Here is a 15,863-nt window from a genome sequence, read left to right as displayed (position 1 = left end):
CTCAAATAAGACATCTCGTGGTCCGGGGATATCCCCGGGCCGCAGGAGACCAAAATGCCCACTCTGATACCTCCGCAAGACTGTCATTCGATGCAGGAATTGCGGCCTCAGATCGACAAGCTGGACCGCCAATTGATTGGATTGCTGGTAACGCGCGCAACCTATATCGACCGCGCGTCGCAGCTGAAACCCGGCGAGGGCCTGCCCGCCCGCATCCCGGAACGTGTCGAAGATGTGGTGCAGCGCGTCCGCAAGAGCTCCGATGAGTTGGGTATGGACCCCGATCTTGCCGAAAAGCTCTGGCGTATACTGATTGATTGGTCGATTGCCCGCGAAGAACGCGTGCTCGGCCCAGACTGAAGAAACGGGCGCCTAGTGCGCCCGATCCGTTTTGTGAAAGAAGGGATCAAAGAATGGTAGCGCAGGTTATCGACGGAAAGGCCTTTGCCGCCAAAGTGCGCGCGCAGGTGGCTGACCAGGTTGCAAAGCTGAAAGAAGAGAACGGCATCACCCCCGGTCTGGCGGTGGTTCTGGTGGGCGAAGACCCGGCCAGCCAGGTCTATGTCCGTTCTAAGGGCAAGATGACCGTCGAGGTCGGCATGAACTCGTACGAGCACAAGCTGGATGCAGAGACCTCCGAAGAGGACCTGCTGGCGCTGATTGACAAACTGAACAATGACCCTGCGGTGCACGGCATTCTGGTGCAACTGCCGCTGCCCAAGCATCTGAACGAAGATCTGGTGATCAACACGATCGATCCGGCAAAGGATGTGGACGGGTTCCACATCTCGAATGTGGGCCTGCTGGGAACAGGTCAGAAGTCAATGGTGCCGTGCACTCCGCTGGGCTGTCTGATGATGTTGCGCGATCACCACGGCTCTTTGTCCGGCATGGATGCTGTAGTGATCGGCCGGTCGAACATCGTGGGCAAGCCGATGGCGCAGTTGCTTCTGGGCGACAGTTGCACTGTGACCATCGCGCATAGCCGCACCAAAGATCTTCCCGATGTTGTGCGTCGTGCTGATATTGTGGTCGCCGCAGTTGGTCGCCCCGAGATGGTTCCGGGTGACTGGATCAAGGAAGGCGCAACCGTGATCGATGTCGGCATCAACCGGATCGAACGCGACGGCAAGAACAAGCTTGTTGGCGACGTTGACTACGCCACTGCGGCAGAACGCGCTGGTGCGATTACCCCTGTTCCCGGTGGAGTTGGCCCTATGACGATCGCCTGCCTTCTTGCGAACACGCTCACCGCGGCTTGCCGCGCAAACGGCTTGCCTGAACCGGAAGGCCTGACTGCCTAATTGCAACCTCCGAGTCCAATTCGGGCGCAAGGTCAATGATTGAATTGGCCGGAGAGCGAAAAGCTCTCCGGCCTTTTTCATTAGATTAGGATATTTATATAACTACATCTTGACTTGACCTAGCGTCGGTCGGTGATAATCCTTCTATTCCAGCCGTTTAAGGGGTTATAATCCTGTCTGTTCGTGTTTCATGGTTTTACCTTTGGCGAGGTGCGTTACCTGGTATGATGAAGCTGAGTCCGATCTTCTCGTTAATAAGCCTTCAACGGGTAGTGGCGGGCCTCGTTTTTATTCCTTTATTGGCGTATTCCTTTGCCCCCTTTCGGGATATGACACTGCCATTCAGTCAGCGGATGGTGTTCTGGACAGGTGTTATGCTGCTCGCGCTTGCAGCGACTTGGTCGGCTGGAAAGCTGGTACGCGAACGGCTAAATCGATCCGGATTGCTGGTCCGTGATTTTGCCTTCGTCCTGTTGATCCTGACATTGTTTGCACCATCACTGTGGTTTCTGACCTGGATTCTGTTCACGCTAAATGGATTGATGGCACCGGGCATATTGAAAGTCGCCCCTTATGGTCTTCTCTTCGCCACCGGACTTTTGCTGGTGCGTCAGCGGGAAGAAACCGCAGCACCGGTATTCGAACCCAGACCACGTCTTTTCAATCGTTTGCCCGCCACTTTCGAGGGGCAGGTTTATCGGTTAACCGTGCGCGATCACTATGTCGACGTGGTCACGTCCGATGGTACGTTTACAATCCGCTCGCGCTTTACCGACGCGATTGCCGAGATGGAGCCGGTACAAGGCCATTGTACGCACCGTTCACACTGGGTCGTGGATTCGGCGATTGTTGGGGTCGAAAAAGAAAAGGGAAAATCCTTTTTGCACCTAAGCAACGGCGATCAGGTTCCTGTCAGCAGGAAATACAAGCAACAGCTCGTGGACGACGGGTTGCTCTAGAACCTATCTGGGCATCGGGATGAGTTGAGGCTGCGCGCCGGTCAGAATTGCCCGCGCATCCGGTGCCATGATGCCGCTCAGAGCCTCTGCTGAACTGCGCAACCCCCCGGTGTAAGCGCCATAAGCTGGAAGGATCAGACGTGATTGATCCAACAAAAAAGCTGGGCGGGTGATCGAGCGCCCTCGGGCATTGAGGTTAACTTTGGGGTGGTAGTGGCCCGAGACTTCACCTGCACTGCTTTGCTGGGCGATATGGCGAAAAATCAGATCGTGGCAAGCCCACTCGGACAGATGTGTGCCGCCCATTTCTACCGGGCCGGGGTCATGGTTCCCCTCGATCCAGATCCAACGTCGACCAGCCTGCATTGCGGTGATCTGTTGCCTATCCTCAGCAGCCAACGCGCCCGAGGCATCGAGATCGTCAAAGCTGTCCCCCAAACAGATGACCGTCGTGGCACCGGTACGGGTAAGATCACTTGCCAATCGGGTCAATGTTTCGCGGCTGTCATACGGCGGCAAGGTCGGGCCGCCCCTGCGGGCGATCCGTTCGGATTTTCCTAAATGCAGATCGGAAACACAGAGCAAGCTCTGTTCCGGCCACCATAGTGCGCCTGACCCAAGCGCAGTCAGGTTTTGGCCAGAAAATGAAAACGCGATCTTGTTCATGATCCGTTCTTCATACGATTTTGCGGATTGCGCAAGTGGTTTATGCCGGTTGCAATCCGGCCGCCTGCAGCAACCGGGCACTTTCTTCCGCAAGCAGGCGTTCCTCGGCTTCGCCCTTGACGGGGACTTTGCCAACTTCGAGGAACAGAGGCGCCGCCAGGGGTGAGACGCGGTCTAGCCGCAGCAGGTCAATCCGGTCTCCGATCCGGGCGACCATGGCTTCGATCCGTCCGAAATCGACCAACCCGCGCATGGCCTCTTCGCGGGTGATTTGCATCAGCAGATGCTCAGGATCGTATTTCAGCAAGGTGTCATAGAGGATATCTGACGAAAATGTCGCCTGCCGACCACTCTTGCGCTGCCCACCAGTGTTGCGTTCGATCAACCCCGCGATTGTGGCCGAAGCACGAAATGTGCGTTTCATCACGGCGTTACCCGCCAGCCAAGTCTCCAATCCTTCTCGTAGCGCGTCCAACTGAAATAGTGGGCGCGGATCGGTCACCGCATCCAGCCCCCAGATTAAGGTGGCATAGTCAGTGGCTACAAATCCCAGCGGCGCAAGGCCGGTTTCCTCCATGCGTTTGGTCAACAGCAAGCCCAGCGTCTGTTGCGCATTGCGGCCGGCAAATCCGTAGACGCATAGATGCTCGCGCCCCCTGTCAGAGAAGCTCTCAATCAACAGGCGGTCACTTTGCGGCAGGCGTGATATCTCGCGCTGAAGACCCAGCCATTCGGCAGTATGTCCGGGCAGTTGAGGCCAATCCGGCTGTGCGAACATCCGTAGGATTCGGTCGCTCAGCTGGGTGGACGTGGCGAACTTAGTACCCGAAAAGGTCGCGATCTTGGGCTTGCGGTCAGCGCGGCGGCTGACCTCGACCACCATCTCTCGCAGACCCTCATAGCGGACGATCTGACCACCGATCAGAAAGGTATCACCAGGGGTTAGCGAGGCCGCGAATCCCTCCTCTACCTCACCCAGAGGCTTGCCCCCGCGATTGCGCTTAAGCCGAACCTTCAGCGTGTCGGTGTCCTGAATCGTGCCAAGGTTCATGCGGATACGCTGTGCCGCCCTCGGGTCGCGCAATTGCCAGGCTCCATCCGGGCGCTGCTGAAGCCTCTGCCACCGATCATAGGCTCGCAGGGCATATCCACCGGTGGCGCAGAATTCCAAACAGGCATCGAATTCAGCACGGGTGATCTGCGCATAAGGCCCGGCAGCCGTCATTTCGGCGTAGAGTGCATCTGCATCAAACGGTCCCGCTGCGGCGGCGATCAGAATATGCTGGCACAAAACGTCCCTGGGTCCTGGCCCGCGGGGGTCGCCATCCAGATCATGTTCTTGCACAGCTTCCAGTGCAGCAACACATTCGACCACTTCGAACCGGTTGGCTGGGACGAGAATAGCTTTGGAAGGGGCATTGTAGCGGTGATTTGCGCGCCCGATCCGCTGCACCAGCCGCTTGACGTTCTTCGGCGCGCCGATCTGGATCACCAGATCCACATCGCCCCAGTCGATCCCCAGATCGAGGCTGCCGGTGCAGACAATTGCCCTCAGATCACCCCTGACCATCGCGGCCTCGACCCGTTCGCGTTGTTGCCGATCCAGGCTGCCGTGGTGAATGCCAATGGGCAGAGCGTCGTCGTTGGCGAGCCAGAGGTTGTGAAAGAAAATCTCGGCCTGCGCCCGAGTATTGTGAAAGATAAGTGTCGTCTTGTGCTTTTTGATCTGCTCCATCACAGCGGGGATGGAATAGGCTGCGCCACCGCCCGACCATGGCGGCATCTCTTGTGTTTGCAGCATCGAGATATCGGGGTCAGGGCCGGGATCAGCCTGAATAATTCGGCAAGGATCGGGATTGCGGGCTAGAAATCGTGCGATGCCTTCGGGGTCTTCAACCGTGGCGGACAAGCCTACGCGGCGCAGATCGGGGCAGAGTGTCTGCATTCGTGCCAGCGCCAGCATCAATTGATCCCCCCGTTTGCTTTCTGCCAGTGCATGTATTTCGTCGACAACAATGCGCTGGACCCCAGCAAACATGCGCGGAGCATCTTCGTATGAAGTAAGTAACGCCAGACTTTCGGGCGTGGTCAGCAGGATATGTGGAGGATCGGCGCGCTGGCGTTTCTTCTGCGTGGCCGATGTGTCGCCGGTGCGATCTTCGATCCGAATTGGTAGGCCGATTTCCTCGACGGGAACGCGCAGATTGCGCCTGATATCCGCTGCCAGCGCCTTGAGAGGAGACACATAAAGCGTGTGCAATCCGTCATGCTGCCCCAGCGCCAACTCGGCCAGGGAAGGCAGAAACCCGGCCATGGTTTTCCCGCCACCAGTTGGAGCGATAAGAAGGGTCGCGGGATCATTCGCCCGCTCAAACATTTCTTGCTGATGTGGATGAATCGACCAGCCTTTGTTCGAAAACCAGTTTTGGATTGCCGGGGGAATCTGCACCATCCGGCAAACCTAGCGCAGCCCTCAGGCCATGGAAACCAGGACAAGGGGATCAGTGAATGATCTTTTCTTCCTTCACGAACATGTTGGCCCAGGCTCGGTCGATCAGGTCCGGACTCATCTGATAAGGGATACCCTCAAACTCGCAGATTGAGATCATCTGGTCGATCAGGAAGATCGGCTGATAGTTTGCGTAGATGTTGTTGATGGTCGGGTATTTGACCTTCAGCAAATGCACCAACGCCGCCTCGTCTAGTGGCATACCGCGCTTGCGGGCGACCATGGCAAAGATCTTCAGGAAGTTCTCTTGGTTCGGGCCGTCGATTTTGATCTTGAAGAAAATCCGGCGCAGGGCCGCTTGGTCGAAAATCTCATTCGGGTGGAAGTTGGTCGAAAATATAACCAGCGTGTCGAATGGTACTTCGAACTTCTCACCCGATTGCAGGCCAAGGATATCCTTGCTTTCTTCAAGCGGAACAATCCAGCGGTTGATCAGGGCCTGAGGGGGCTCTGCCTGACGTCCAAGGTCGTCCACGATGAAGATGCCGCCGGTGGATTTCAGCTGCAAAGGCGCCTGATAGGTACGCGCGGTGGGGTTGTAGACCAAATCCAGCATGCTCAGTGACAGTTCACCACCAGTCACAACGGTGGGACGTTCGCATTGAACATAGCGAGTGTCGAACCGCTTGCGACGGCGCAGACTGTTGGGATCGTCCTCTTCTTGCTCGATCGCGGTGTGCACGATCGGATCGTAGACCGTAATCACCTGACCGGCATATTCGATTGCGCGCGGAACATAGACGTTGTCCCCCAAAGCATCACGAATGCCGTTCGAGATCGAGGATTTACCATTGCCCGGAGGGCCATACATCAGAATTGAGCGACCGGCGCTGACCGCCGGGCCCAGATGATCCAGCAGGCTGTCGGGCAGAACAAGATGGCCCATCGCGCCAGTTAGCTGGTCGCGAGTGACTTGAATGTTGCGGATCGACTGGCGCTTGACCTGCTCGCGGTAAACATCGAGCGGCACCGGCATCGCACCGAAATATTCAGACTGGCTCAACGCGTCCAACGCCCGCGCTTTGCCCGCATCGGTCAGCTGATAGCCCATTTCATTGCCGGAGTTGGCGTTCAGAGTCCCGGTCGCTTCAAGCAGTTTCTGCTCGCGTGCGATATCAACTAGTTCCTGTGTCACGGACCCGGGCAGACAGATGGCACCCGCAATTTCGCTGACCGTATCCACGTTCTTGCGAAAGACGGTCTTCAACAGAATGTCCCGCATCATCACCAGCGGAAGTTGCATTTCTCCCAGGCCTTTAGGGGCAGGGGGGGCAATCACAGAGGAGGTCTGCATATTCATGAGCGGGGCTCGTCCATCCAAAAATCACGCAAAAGGCCCTTGCGGGGCCGCTTTGGAAGAATTTGGCGCGGATTTGTGGCAGGACAAAGGCGCGGGCAAGGCGCGCTGATGATTGTTCACGATCCGTGGATTATGCCCAAAATCAAATAAACAACGAGGCTGCCAGCCAGCGTCAGACCCATAGGGAACTGTTTGCCGCGATCCCAGCTTTCCCAATGTGGTGCGATCTGGCGCAGCCGGGTGTATTTCGCCAACCGGTGTGCAAAGAACGCTCCCAGCAGAGTTGCCGTCAGAATCACCATGACCCACATCAGGTCACCGACCCAGACAAACGCTGCGGCTGCGGCACAGAACTTCGCGTCTCCGGCCCCCATCACACCAGCTGCATTTAGCACGATGCCGATAACAAGAAGGACAACCATGTGAAGCAGCTGCCATCCGTAGACAGGCAGGGTCAGGGTTAACGGCCCGATGTTGCCGGGGATCCACGGACCGGACCACGGTGGCAATGCGATAAGCCCGACGATGAGATAAACAACCGCCAGCGCGACGACAGCGTGGTTCTTGATCCGCATCTCACGCATATCCGTAAAGGCAACGTAGAAACAGATCGGCAGAACAAAAGGTAGAAACCAGGCCGCCGCTGCCGCTGGTATGATCATGGATCAGGCGTCCTCAAGGGCCCGAAGCGAGCGGACCGCCTCGTCATAATGCTGCGGGTGGGTGGAAATCGCCTCGCGATAGAGGTTCTTGGCCAGGTTGATATTCCCCTGTTTCACGGCTGAAATGGCCATGGTGTTCAACAGTTTCGCCCGTTCGGTCTGCGTCATTGGGACAACAGGGACGCTGTAGTTGCCTTGCGCGCTGCGCGCCAGAACAAGGTTGTTCTTGGCGGTGAACATAGAATTGTCCTGCCTAATGGCGTCGGTAAACAGCCGCTCGGCTTCCGCATATTGCCCGCGCGTTAGTTTGGAATAGCCCCAGTTGTTCATGACTCCGGCAGGGCGGGTCGTCAGGCCCACCGCGGTTTCGTAGTAATGGTCGGCGCGATTCCAGTCTTTTTTGGCATCTGCCACCAGCGCTTCAAGCCGATACCGTTTAAAGGTTTCATATGTAGGGGGGATCTTGTCCAATGTCGCCTTTGCGCCGTCCCAGTTGCCGCTGCGAATCTGCGCATCAGCGTATTCGACACGGTCGGCGTTGTTGGCCCCTTTCATGCTCAGCACTCGTTTCCACGCGGCGGAAGCTTCAGTGCTGCGCTTGGCACGGGTCAGCGTGATCGCTAGTCCTCGTTGCAGGTCGATGCGGTCGGGGTTCTTGGCGGCCGCACTTTGGAAATAGGTCACCGCCTCATTGGGATCGGCCGCATTCAGCATCACGTCATTCAGGTTGGTCTCGTCGATAACGTTCACTTCCTGAAAAGTACGTTCAACCTTTTCCTCTTCGGTTTCCTTTGCGCAGGCGGCCAAAACCAGCCCGCACGCCAGCATCGTCGGAATCAAGAAGGGTTGGCGCATTTTTGTGCGTCCTTTACTGCTCTGCCTCTATTACTGGATTTTACGCAGAACAAATTGCCCGTTGCCGCGCTGCTCCAGTTCAAATTCTTGTTCTTGAGGGGTATTATTAACAGGATTTTCCATTTTTGCGAGTGCTAACCGCAGATTGTCGCGGATTGCGTCACTTTCGCCATTGTCCAGCGCATAGGCTCTGCGGAACATCTGCGCGGCTTCGGCATATTCGCCCGTTTCCACCAAGAAGACACCCAGGTTGTTCCATGCCACAGGCCACTCGGGATCGTCCTCGACAGCACGACGCAATAGCGGTTCAGCTTGGCCAATCCGGCGCAATCCCAAATTAGCTGTCCCAAGCGAAGTCAGGATTTGCGGGGTCATACCCTGTTGCAACGCGGCACGGGTGAAGGATTCAAGTGCAAGCTCATATTCGCCCGCCGCCATCAATCGGTTTCCGACCGTCACCTCATCTACCGCAGGCCCATCAGGATCGACGCCAGGGGCAAACGGATCGTCTGTCGCGCCTGTTTCAGTGCAAGAGGCCACCATGGTGAAAACCATGGCGGCCGGAATTGTCATACGAAGGTGCCAACAACCTGATTTGGCAACCCAGCGAAGAAGCGGGAAGGCGTTATCGGTTTCCAAACTCCATAATACCTTTTGCCGAAGGTCCAACAAGGATGACCAGCAGAGGAGGGACGGTCAACATCATTGTCGCAAGCGTCATTTTGGTTGGCAACTTATTCGCTGCCTCTTCGGCGCGCATCACGCGTTTGTCACGCATTTCATCGGCATAAACCCGCAACGCTTCGGCAATGGATGTCCCGAATGTCGCTGATTGGATCATCACGGTGACGAACGCACTAACGTCCTGAACGCCGCATCGCGTCGCGAAGTCGCGCAAAACGGTGTCCTTTTCTTTACCGGCTTTCATTTCGTAGGCGACAACCTCGAACTCAAGCGCGATGTCTGGGTAAGATGCTTTCATCTCAGACGCGACCCGTACAATGGCCTGATCCAAGGACTGCCCGGCCTCGACGCATACCAACATCAGATCGAGCGTATCAGGGAAACCATTTACGATCGCTTCCTTGCGTTCCTCTACGCGCCGCGTGATCCAGTATTTGGGCACGAAGTAACCCGCAATACCAGGTCCCAGAACGCGAATGAGGATTTGTGTCGAGTCAAATTCCTGATCGCCCGCAAACACGGTAACCAGCGAGACGCCGATCAGGATCCCGATTATGCCCAATGCGAACTGAGCGAAGTGATAGAAACGAACCGCATCCTTGGACTGATAGCCGGCTTGCCTCAACTTGAGTTGAACGGCGGTATACTCTTCTTCGTTCTTTGGTTCGAGAAAGTTGGCGAACTTCTCAAGCTGTTCGTTCCGGCTGGCTGTTCTGAGACGCTCTTTCTTTTCTTTCTTGTTGTTTTTTGGCGGTGAATTTGACCGCTGCAACTTCTTTAGTGGGTCTTCCGGCTGGTTCAGCATCAGCGGGATTGTGACCAGGATCATGAACAATCCCAAAACGCCCACGACAATCAGCGGACCGAATTCACCCAAGTTCTGCTTCAACAGCTCATTGATCTGGTTCAAAAATTCCATCTTTGGGCCTCTTAAACCTTAATGTCGGTCAGGATACGCATGACGATCAGGTTCAGGGTCAGCGTGATGCCGACAAAGAAACATGCCGGAATGAAAAGCGGATCGTCGATTACGGCGTCGTAGTAGTTCGGGTCCTTAACCATGATGAACAGAAGACAGGCGACCGGGAAACCCGACAGGAATTTACCTGACCATTTGGCTTCGGCGGTGATAGCGTTCACCCGGCGGAACAGTCGGAAACGCGCGCGGATCACCTTGGCCAATCCAGCCAAAATATCGGCAAGGTTACCCCCCGATTGCTGCTGGATCGAAACGGCGACGGCCAAAAACCGTAAATCCTGCATGTCCAGCCGCTCTGCCATATCTTTGAGTGCTTCACCGACATCCCGGCCATAAGCGGATTCATCCGAGATAACACCGAACTCTGTCGCAAGGGGGTCCTCGACCTCGTTAGCAACGATTTGGATCGAAGAAACAAATGGGTTTCCGACGCGAAGTGACCGAACCATCAGTTCCACCGCGTCGGGCAATTGTTCTTCAATCAAGGCCATACGTTTATTGGCTTTGTTATTGACCCAAGCGTACACCGCTCCGACCCCGATCGCGACCGATAGAGCCGCCCGAAGCGTCGGTTCGGTCGCTGTTCCTACGCTCAAACCTACAAAAGCCAGCCCTGAAACCAGCGCCATGATCACAATCAACTGCCGAGGAGAGAAGGCGATCGCCGCCTTCTGCGCCTTGTCTGCCAATAGCGAGTAGAGCGGTATGCTCTGCGACTTCATGTGCTGCTGCATTTCCTTGCGCAGCTGCTCCAGTACTTGCTCGCGCCCGACGCCCTTATCGATCATGTCCAGCCTGCGATTGACGCGGCTGTTCAGGCTTATCGATTTTCCGAATGCGACGAGATATATACCTTCGACCAGGGCAAAGACCCCAACGAAAATCACGATGTAGATGAGCGCCTCGACAGGCAGTTGCATATCTTGGTTCTCCTACATCGTGGTTGGATCGTAGATCGAGGCGGGCAGATCGAAGCCCCACAGACGGAAGCGCTCGGAATAGTGGCTGCGCACACCTGTGGCGGTGAAATGACCGATGATCTTGTTGTCGGGGGTCAGGCCAACACGTTGAAATTTAAATATTTCCTGCATCGAGATGACGTCACCTTCCATGCCGGTAATTTCGGTGATTGATGTCATCCGGCGCGAACCATCCTGCAGACGGCTGGCCTGAACGATCAGATTCACAGCCGACGAGATCTGGCTGCGGACCGCCTTGATCGGCATTTCGATCCCCGCCATGGCGATCATGTTTTCAAGACGCGAAATACCGTCACGGGCCGAGTTGGCGTGGATCGTGGTCATTGATCCGTCGTGGCCGGTATTCATGGCCTGCAGCATATCGATTACTTCGGCGCCACGGGTCTCGCCCACGATGATGCGGTCGGGGCGCATCCGCAGGGCGTTTTTCAAACAATCGCGCGGACTGACCTCGCCTTTGCCTTCAACGTTGGGCGGACGGCTTTCCATCCGACCCACATGGGTCTGCTGCAGCTGAAGTTCCGCCGTATCCTCAATGGTCAGAATGCGCTCGGCGTCGTCGATAAAGCTCGACAGCGCGTTCAGCGTTGTCGTTTTACCGGAACCGGTACCGCCCGAAACAATGATATTCAGACGGGTCGACACAGCGGCTTGCAGATAGGCTGCCATTTCTTCGGTAAACGCACCGAAATTGACCAGATCGTCGATGCCGAGCTTGTCTTTCTTAAACTTACGAATGGAAACAAGCGAACCATCCACCGCGATCGGCGGCACCATCGCATTGAAACGTGAGCCATCAGCCAAGCGGGCGTCAACATACGGGTTGGATTCATCGACACGGCGACCAACGGCAGAAACGATCTTGTCGATGATCCGCATCAGGTGCTTTTCGTCTTTGAACGTGATGTCGCTGATCTCAAGCTTACCGGCCCGTTCGACAAAAATCTGCTGGGGGCCGTTGACCAGAATATCGTTGACCGAGTCGTCTTGTAGCAGCGCTTCCAGCGGCCCGAGACCGGTGACCTCGTCATAAAGCTCTTTGTTTAGCTGGCTGCGGTCTTCACGGTTCAGAACGATGTTGCGGGCTTCCAGAACTTCGCTGGCAATCGCGCTGATTTCTGTCCGCAGTTCTGATTCTTCAGCTTTTTCAAGGGCTGCGAGGTTCAGGTTTTCAAGAAGCTCGCGGTGCAGCTCAAGCTTGATTTCGCCCAGCCGTTCCTTGCGCTTGCGTTCCTTGTCGTTTCCAACAACTTCTGCCGCCTTTTTCTTGACCGGCTTGCGCGCAATTGCGTTGGCAGCTGGTGCCGCAGCTGCTGCTGCCGGGGCCTCGACTTTCGACGCCTGGGTTTCAACCGGCTGTGCCGAAGGCTGTTTTTTGTATCTTGAAAACACGGCAGCTCCCCTTTGAGTTATGCGGCTTCGGCGTCACTACTGCCAAGGCTATGAAGCGATTGAGCCAATTTGGCGATTTCCCGGCGCAGCGGGTTCTTGGCCGCTGAATTTGCCAGCGGTAAACCGTGGTCGCCGCTTTGCATGACGGGTTTGCCGCCATCGGGCAGAAGCAAATCAATGGAAATACCCAGACTTTCGCCCATACGTTTCACCCGGCTTTTACCGTTGAGATCGGTAAATTTCGGAGCCCGATTCATAGCAAACCGCAGTTTGTTGAAGGGTAATTCTTCGGCCTGCAGTGCCCGTTTCAGACGCAATGCGTTCTGGGCCGAGCGCATATCCAGCTCAAGCAACGCAAAATAGACATGGGCGGCCTGCAGAACCGTTTCTGACCAGTGAACAAGTGTTTTTGGCATGTCTATGACGACATAATCAAAATTCGCGCGTGCGGTGTCGATCACTCGCTGAATGTCCTCAGGCGTGATGATGTCCAGCGGCACCATGTCAGATGGTGCTGTTAGAACTTGCAGCTTCTCTTCAAACGTCTGGAGCGCCTGTCCGAAAGAGTCTTCGTCCATCGAATCCGTATCTGAGAGCATTTCGAACACGGCTTCATGACGAGGCAGATCCAAATAGGTCGAAACTGTGCCGTATTGCAGATCCAGATCGATCAGGCACACTTTCGGGGCTTCTTTGGCTGAAACCGTTGCAAGTTCCCATGCCAGATTGACCGCCATGGTTGTAGAACCGACACCACCTGCCAGGCCCTGCACGACAAAAAGCGCCCCTTCTTTCGAGGAGCCGTTCGTCGCAGTAGGCGCTGCTTGTGGTGCCACAACCGGATCGGGTTGTTGCATACGATCGATGGCTTCCTGAAGTTCATTTTCGGGAAGCGGGTAGGGGACAAACTCGTCCGCACCTCTGCGTAGCAGCTGATGCAATGCGGCAGGGGTGACATCCTCGGCGATCAAGACAACCTTGATGCCTTTTTCCTTGGCCTGAGTGATGATCTCACCCATCAGTGTCAGGTTGTCTTCGTCATCGCCGTCCAGCGCCAGCGCTACAAATTGAAGCGTCTTGGCTTCGGGTTGGCTAAAGAACGCAAGCGCTTCGGCAAATCCAAGATCACCCCAGCGTTCGCCCAGCGCAGCTTCCATATCCTCGATCAAAAGGTCGAAGTTCTGGACATCACGGCTGATGGTGCAGGCCAAAATGGCGTTATTATCGTCTTGCGGCGTCGCGCTTGTCATTAACACAATCCTCATCGAGAGGGCTGAGCAAACCATTTGAACGCGAGAAGTTTCAGTTCTGGTATGCTGTCGCCCGATGCGGTCGATTTTGGCCGCAGGTCACCCAATTGTTCACAAAGTGGCTTGGAAGTTAGGCAAGAATTGGGCGCAAAAGAACCAATTGTAGGGAAATGGGCGACAATGCCGCCCATTTCCTATTTATTAGTCGCTGGTACCACCGGCGTCTTCTTGCCGTTGGATATCGCTTATCGGGATCGCGCTTGAGATGTATTCGCGATAGATCACGTCCGCATATTTTCCATCCAGAATATTTGGATGCCGGTCGAAGAAGCCGGATACCTCGGTCACTGTCCGCCGATTGCGTCGATCCCGATCTTGGGTGGCAACCAACGGCCTGGATTTACCAAAGGAAACAACGGCTTCCAACCGTGAGCGCGATATTCCTTGTCGTGTCAGGAATGCAACGGCGGCATTGGCGCGGCGCTGGCCCAGTCGCTTGTTATATGCCTCAGAGCCAACGGCATCCGTGTGCCCATAGACACGGAACCGCGCCTCGGGGAACTGTTTGATCCAGGCCGCCTGCTGCAACAGGATTCGTTGCGCCGAAGCGTCCAATTGCGCGCTATCGAATGCAAAGTTGATCTGTGTTGGCACCTCGGCAGCGAAACGCCGCGCGAGGATTTGGCCATACGTCAACTCACCATTCATGACCTGAATGTTGTTCAGTGTAGCGTTACCAAACGTGCCCTGATCGATTTCGTACCCGGCCTCGCGTGTACAACCGGCGACAGCAACCGAAAGACCCAGTGTGATGATCCACTTTTCCATTGGTTCTATCCTCTCTATCAGTCCAGCACGTAGCCGTAAGAGGTGCCAAAATCCTGATTGGCAACTTCAGAGGCTGCACCATTTCCGGCGCGTTCAGTCCGAGAGATCTTGCCGTTTACGAACAGATCGAACTCGCTGGGCGGTTTCACACGATCGGTCGGCAGGGCAAGCGCCTCGCCACGAGTGGGCGACACCAGATGCGCGGTAATGATGATGATCAATTCACTCTGCTCACGCTGATACTGAGCGCTCCTGAACAACGCGCCCAATACAGGCACATCGCCAAGCCAGGGAACCTGGCTGTTCAGATCCGTGAAATCATCCTGGATTAGGCCTGCAATGGCAAAGCTCTCACCGTCGCGCAACTCGATGGTTGTCCGGGTTTGACGCGTGATGAAGCTGGGAACATTGTCGCCGTTGATCGTGAAGTTCGCACTCTGGTCGATGCTCGATACTGATGCACCCAGTTCCAGGTTGATCAGGTTGCCATCGACGACGCGCGGAACAAACAGCAGCTGTACGCCAAACTGACGATACTCGATCGCAACGACACCGTCGCCTTGGGGTACTGGGATTGGCACCTCACCACCGGCAAGGAACTCCGCCTCTTGGCCAGACAGTGCAGAAAGATTCGGTTCTGCCAAGCTGCGAACCAAACCCTTGGTTTCAAGGGCTTCCAAAAGCAGTCTAACCTGTGTCGACCCCGCGCCGAAACCGAACAGAATGGCACCGGAATTTGTCTGAACAAACGGGATGTTGTTCGCCAGTGCGTTGTTCAGTGCGCCCTGGTTATTCAAGGAATTGAAGCCCGCAGTGGTGTCGCCACCGCCAAAGCCCAACGATGCCGACAAGTTTTTGGCTACAGAGCGGTTCATTTCCGCAAAGCGCACTTTCAGCATGACCTGCTGCACGCCACCGACATTCATCAGGTTCGATACACGTTCAGGGGCATACCGTTCTGCCAACTCAAGCGCACGCGCCAGTTTGGCACTGCTGGAAACTGTTCCCGACAAGACGATCCCATCATTGGCGGTCCGAACCTCGATTCGCTCACTCGGAAGAATCTGACGCAAGCGTTCTTTGAATTCCGAAACATCAGGGGAAACACGCACACGCACGTTGGTAATCAGATTACCCGCGCCGTCGAACATTGTCAGGGTGGTTGTACCCGGTGCCCGACCGAGAACATAGATAGTGCGGTCCGACAGGGTCGAAATATCCGCTATGCCTGCATTAGCAATGCTGATGTCTGCGAACGGTTGTTCGCTCTCCACCACGATTGCGCGATTTACGGGGACATCCAGCGTTTCCGCCGTACCCTTTTTAACCACGCGAAGATTTTGGGCCCAAGCGGCATCGCCGATTGGGCTCACAACTAGCGACAACCCCAGCAGGGTTGCGCTGATCCAGGAACGTATTGTCATGTGACCTGCCTCTCCGATCACCACTCGATTTTTTTTGGGTCTTATGCCCTATGCTATGAAACCCTGCGACA

The 15,863-nt window shown here is 55.8% G+C and carries 15 protein-coding genes; 3 read left to right on the top strand and 12 right to left on the bottom strand.

What is annotated here, in order from left to right:
* Positions 1 to 54 precede the first annotated feature (54 nt).
* The 3 genes from AC2TEM_RS09280 to AC2TEM_RS09270 all read left to right on the top strand — a co-directional run bounded on the left by AC2TEM_RS09280 (position 55) and on the right by AC2TEM_RS09270 (position 2,263).
* Complete coding sequence (locus AC2TEM_RS09280) at positions 55 to 360, top strand: chorismate mutase (protein WP_170404363.1); 306 nt, start codon at positions 55 to 57, stop codon at positions 358 to 360.
* Between the two features lie 53 nt (positions 361 to 413).
* Positions 414 to 1,304: a bifunctional methylenetetrahydrofolate dehydrogenase/methenyltetrahydrofolate cyclohydrolase FolD gene (folD, locus tag AC2TEM_RS09275; RefSeq protein WP_170596984.1), complete on the top strand. Its 891-nt coding sequence runs from the start codon at positions 414 to 416 to the stop codon at positions 1,302 to 1,304.
* Between the two features lie 329 nt (positions 1,305 to 1,633).
* Positions 1,634 to 2,263, top strand: a complete 630-nt coding sequence (locus AC2TEM_RS09270) for a LytTR family DNA-binding domain-containing protein (RefSeq protein WP_255612017.1) — start codon at positions 1,634 to 1,636, stop codon at positions 2,261 to 2,263.
* A gap of 3 nt (positions 2,264 to 2,266) precedes the next feature.
* On the opposite strand, the gene pdeM is transcribed toward AC2TEM_RS09270, so the two are convergent.
* The 12 genes from pdeM to AC2TEM_RS09210 all read right to left on the bottom strand — a co-directional run bounded on the left by pdeM (position 2,267) and on the right by AC2TEM_RS09210 (position 15,792).
* Positions 2,267 to 2,929, bottom strand: a complete 663-nt coding sequence (gene pdeM, locus AC2TEM_RS09265) for a ligase-associated DNA damage response endonuclease PdeM (RefSeq protein WP_480856149.1) — start codon at positions 2,927 to 2,929, stop codon at positions 2,267 to 2,269.
* 40 nt (positions 2,930 to 2,969) lie between these two features.
* Positions 2,970 to 5,381: a ligase-associated DNA damage response DEXH box helicase gene (locus tag AC2TEM_RS09260; RefSeq protein WP_480856148.1), complete on the bottom strand. Its 2,412-nt coding sequence runs from the start codon at positions 5,379 to 5,381 to the stop codon at positions 2,970 to 2,972.
* Positions 5,382 to 5,430: 49 nt separating this feature from the next.
* Complete coding sequence (locus tag AC2TEM_RS09255) at positions 5,431 to 6,738, bottom strand: ATPase (protein ID WP_170397365.1); 1,308 nt, start codon at positions 6,736 to 6,738, stop codon at positions 5,431 to 5,433.
* A gap of 116 nt (positions 6,739 to 6,854) precedes the next feature.
* The gene (locus AC2TEM_RS09250; protein WP_170397363.1) at positions 6,855 to 7,400 is read right to left on the bottom strand and encodes a prepilin peptidase; all 546 of its coding nucleotides are present in this window, start codon (positions 7,398 to 7,400) and stop codon (positions 6,855 to 6,857) included.
* A 3-nt stretch (positions 7,401 to 7,403) separates the two neighbouring features.
* Entirely contained in the window at positions 7,404 to 8,255 is an 852-nt protein-coding gene (locus AC2TEM_RS09245) for a tetratricopeptide repeat protein (RefSeq protein ID WP_170397362.1), read from the bottom strand.
* 30 nt (positions 8,256 to 8,285) lie between these two features.
* Positions 8,286 to 8,828 carry a tetratricopeptide repeat protein gene (locus tag AC2TEM_RS09240; RefSeq protein ID WP_480503818.1) on the bottom strand — a complete coding sequence of 181 codons (543 nt, stop codon included), beginning with the start codon at positions 8,826 to 8,828 and terminating at the stop codon, positions 8,286 to 8,288.
* A 52-nt stretch (positions 8,829 to 8,880) separates the two neighbouring features.
* The gene (locus AC2TEM_RS09235; protein ID WP_170397360.1) at positions 8,881 to 9,858 is read right to left on the bottom strand and encodes a type II secretion system F family protein; all 978 of its coding nucleotides are present in this window, start codon (positions 9,856 to 9,858) and stop codon (positions 8,881 to 8,883) included.
* 11 nt (positions 9,859 to 9,869) lie between these two features.
* Positions 9,870 to 10,838, bottom strand: coding sequence for a type II secretion system F family protein (locus AC2TEM_RS09230; protein WP_170397358.1), 969 nt, complete (start codon positions 10,836 to 10,838; stop codon positions 9,870 to 9,872).
* A 12-nt stretch (positions 10,839 to 10,850) separates the two neighbouring features.
* Complete coding sequence (locus tag AC2TEM_RS09225) at positions 10,851 to 12,290, bottom strand: TadA family conjugal transfer-associated ATPase (protein ID WP_170397349.1); 1,440 nt, start codon at positions 12,288 to 12,290, stop codon at positions 10,851 to 10,853.
* 17 nt (positions 12,291 to 12,307) lie between these two features.
* Positions 12,308 to 13,540, bottom strand: a complete 1,233-nt coding sequence (locus AC2TEM_RS09220) for a CpaE/TadZ family protein (protein ID WP_170424297.1) — start codon at positions 13,538 to 13,540, stop codon at positions 12,308 to 12,310.
* A 201-nt stretch (positions 13,541 to 13,741) separates the two neighbouring features.
* Positions 13,742 to 14,368, bottom strand: a complete 627-nt coding sequence (locus tag AC2TEM_RS09215; RefSeq protein ID WP_170397345.1) for an OmpA family protein — start codon at positions 14,366 to 14,368, stop codon at positions 13,742 to 13,744.
* A 17-nt stretch (positions 14,369 to 14,385) separates the two neighbouring features.
* The gene (locus AC2TEM_RS09210; protein WP_170397343.1) at positions 14,386 to 15,792 is read right to left on the bottom strand and encodes a type II and III secretion system protein family protein; all 1,407 of its coding nucleotides are present in this window, start codon (positions 15,790 to 15,792) and stop codon (positions 14,386 to 14,388) included.
* Between the last annotated feature and the right edge of the window lie 71 nt (positions 15,793 to 15,863).

The organism is Ruegeria sp. HKCCD3925, from assembly GCF_057221175.1.
Note: the sequence above shows the minus strand (reverse complement) of the source record. Positions and strands in the feature narration are given on the sequence as shown.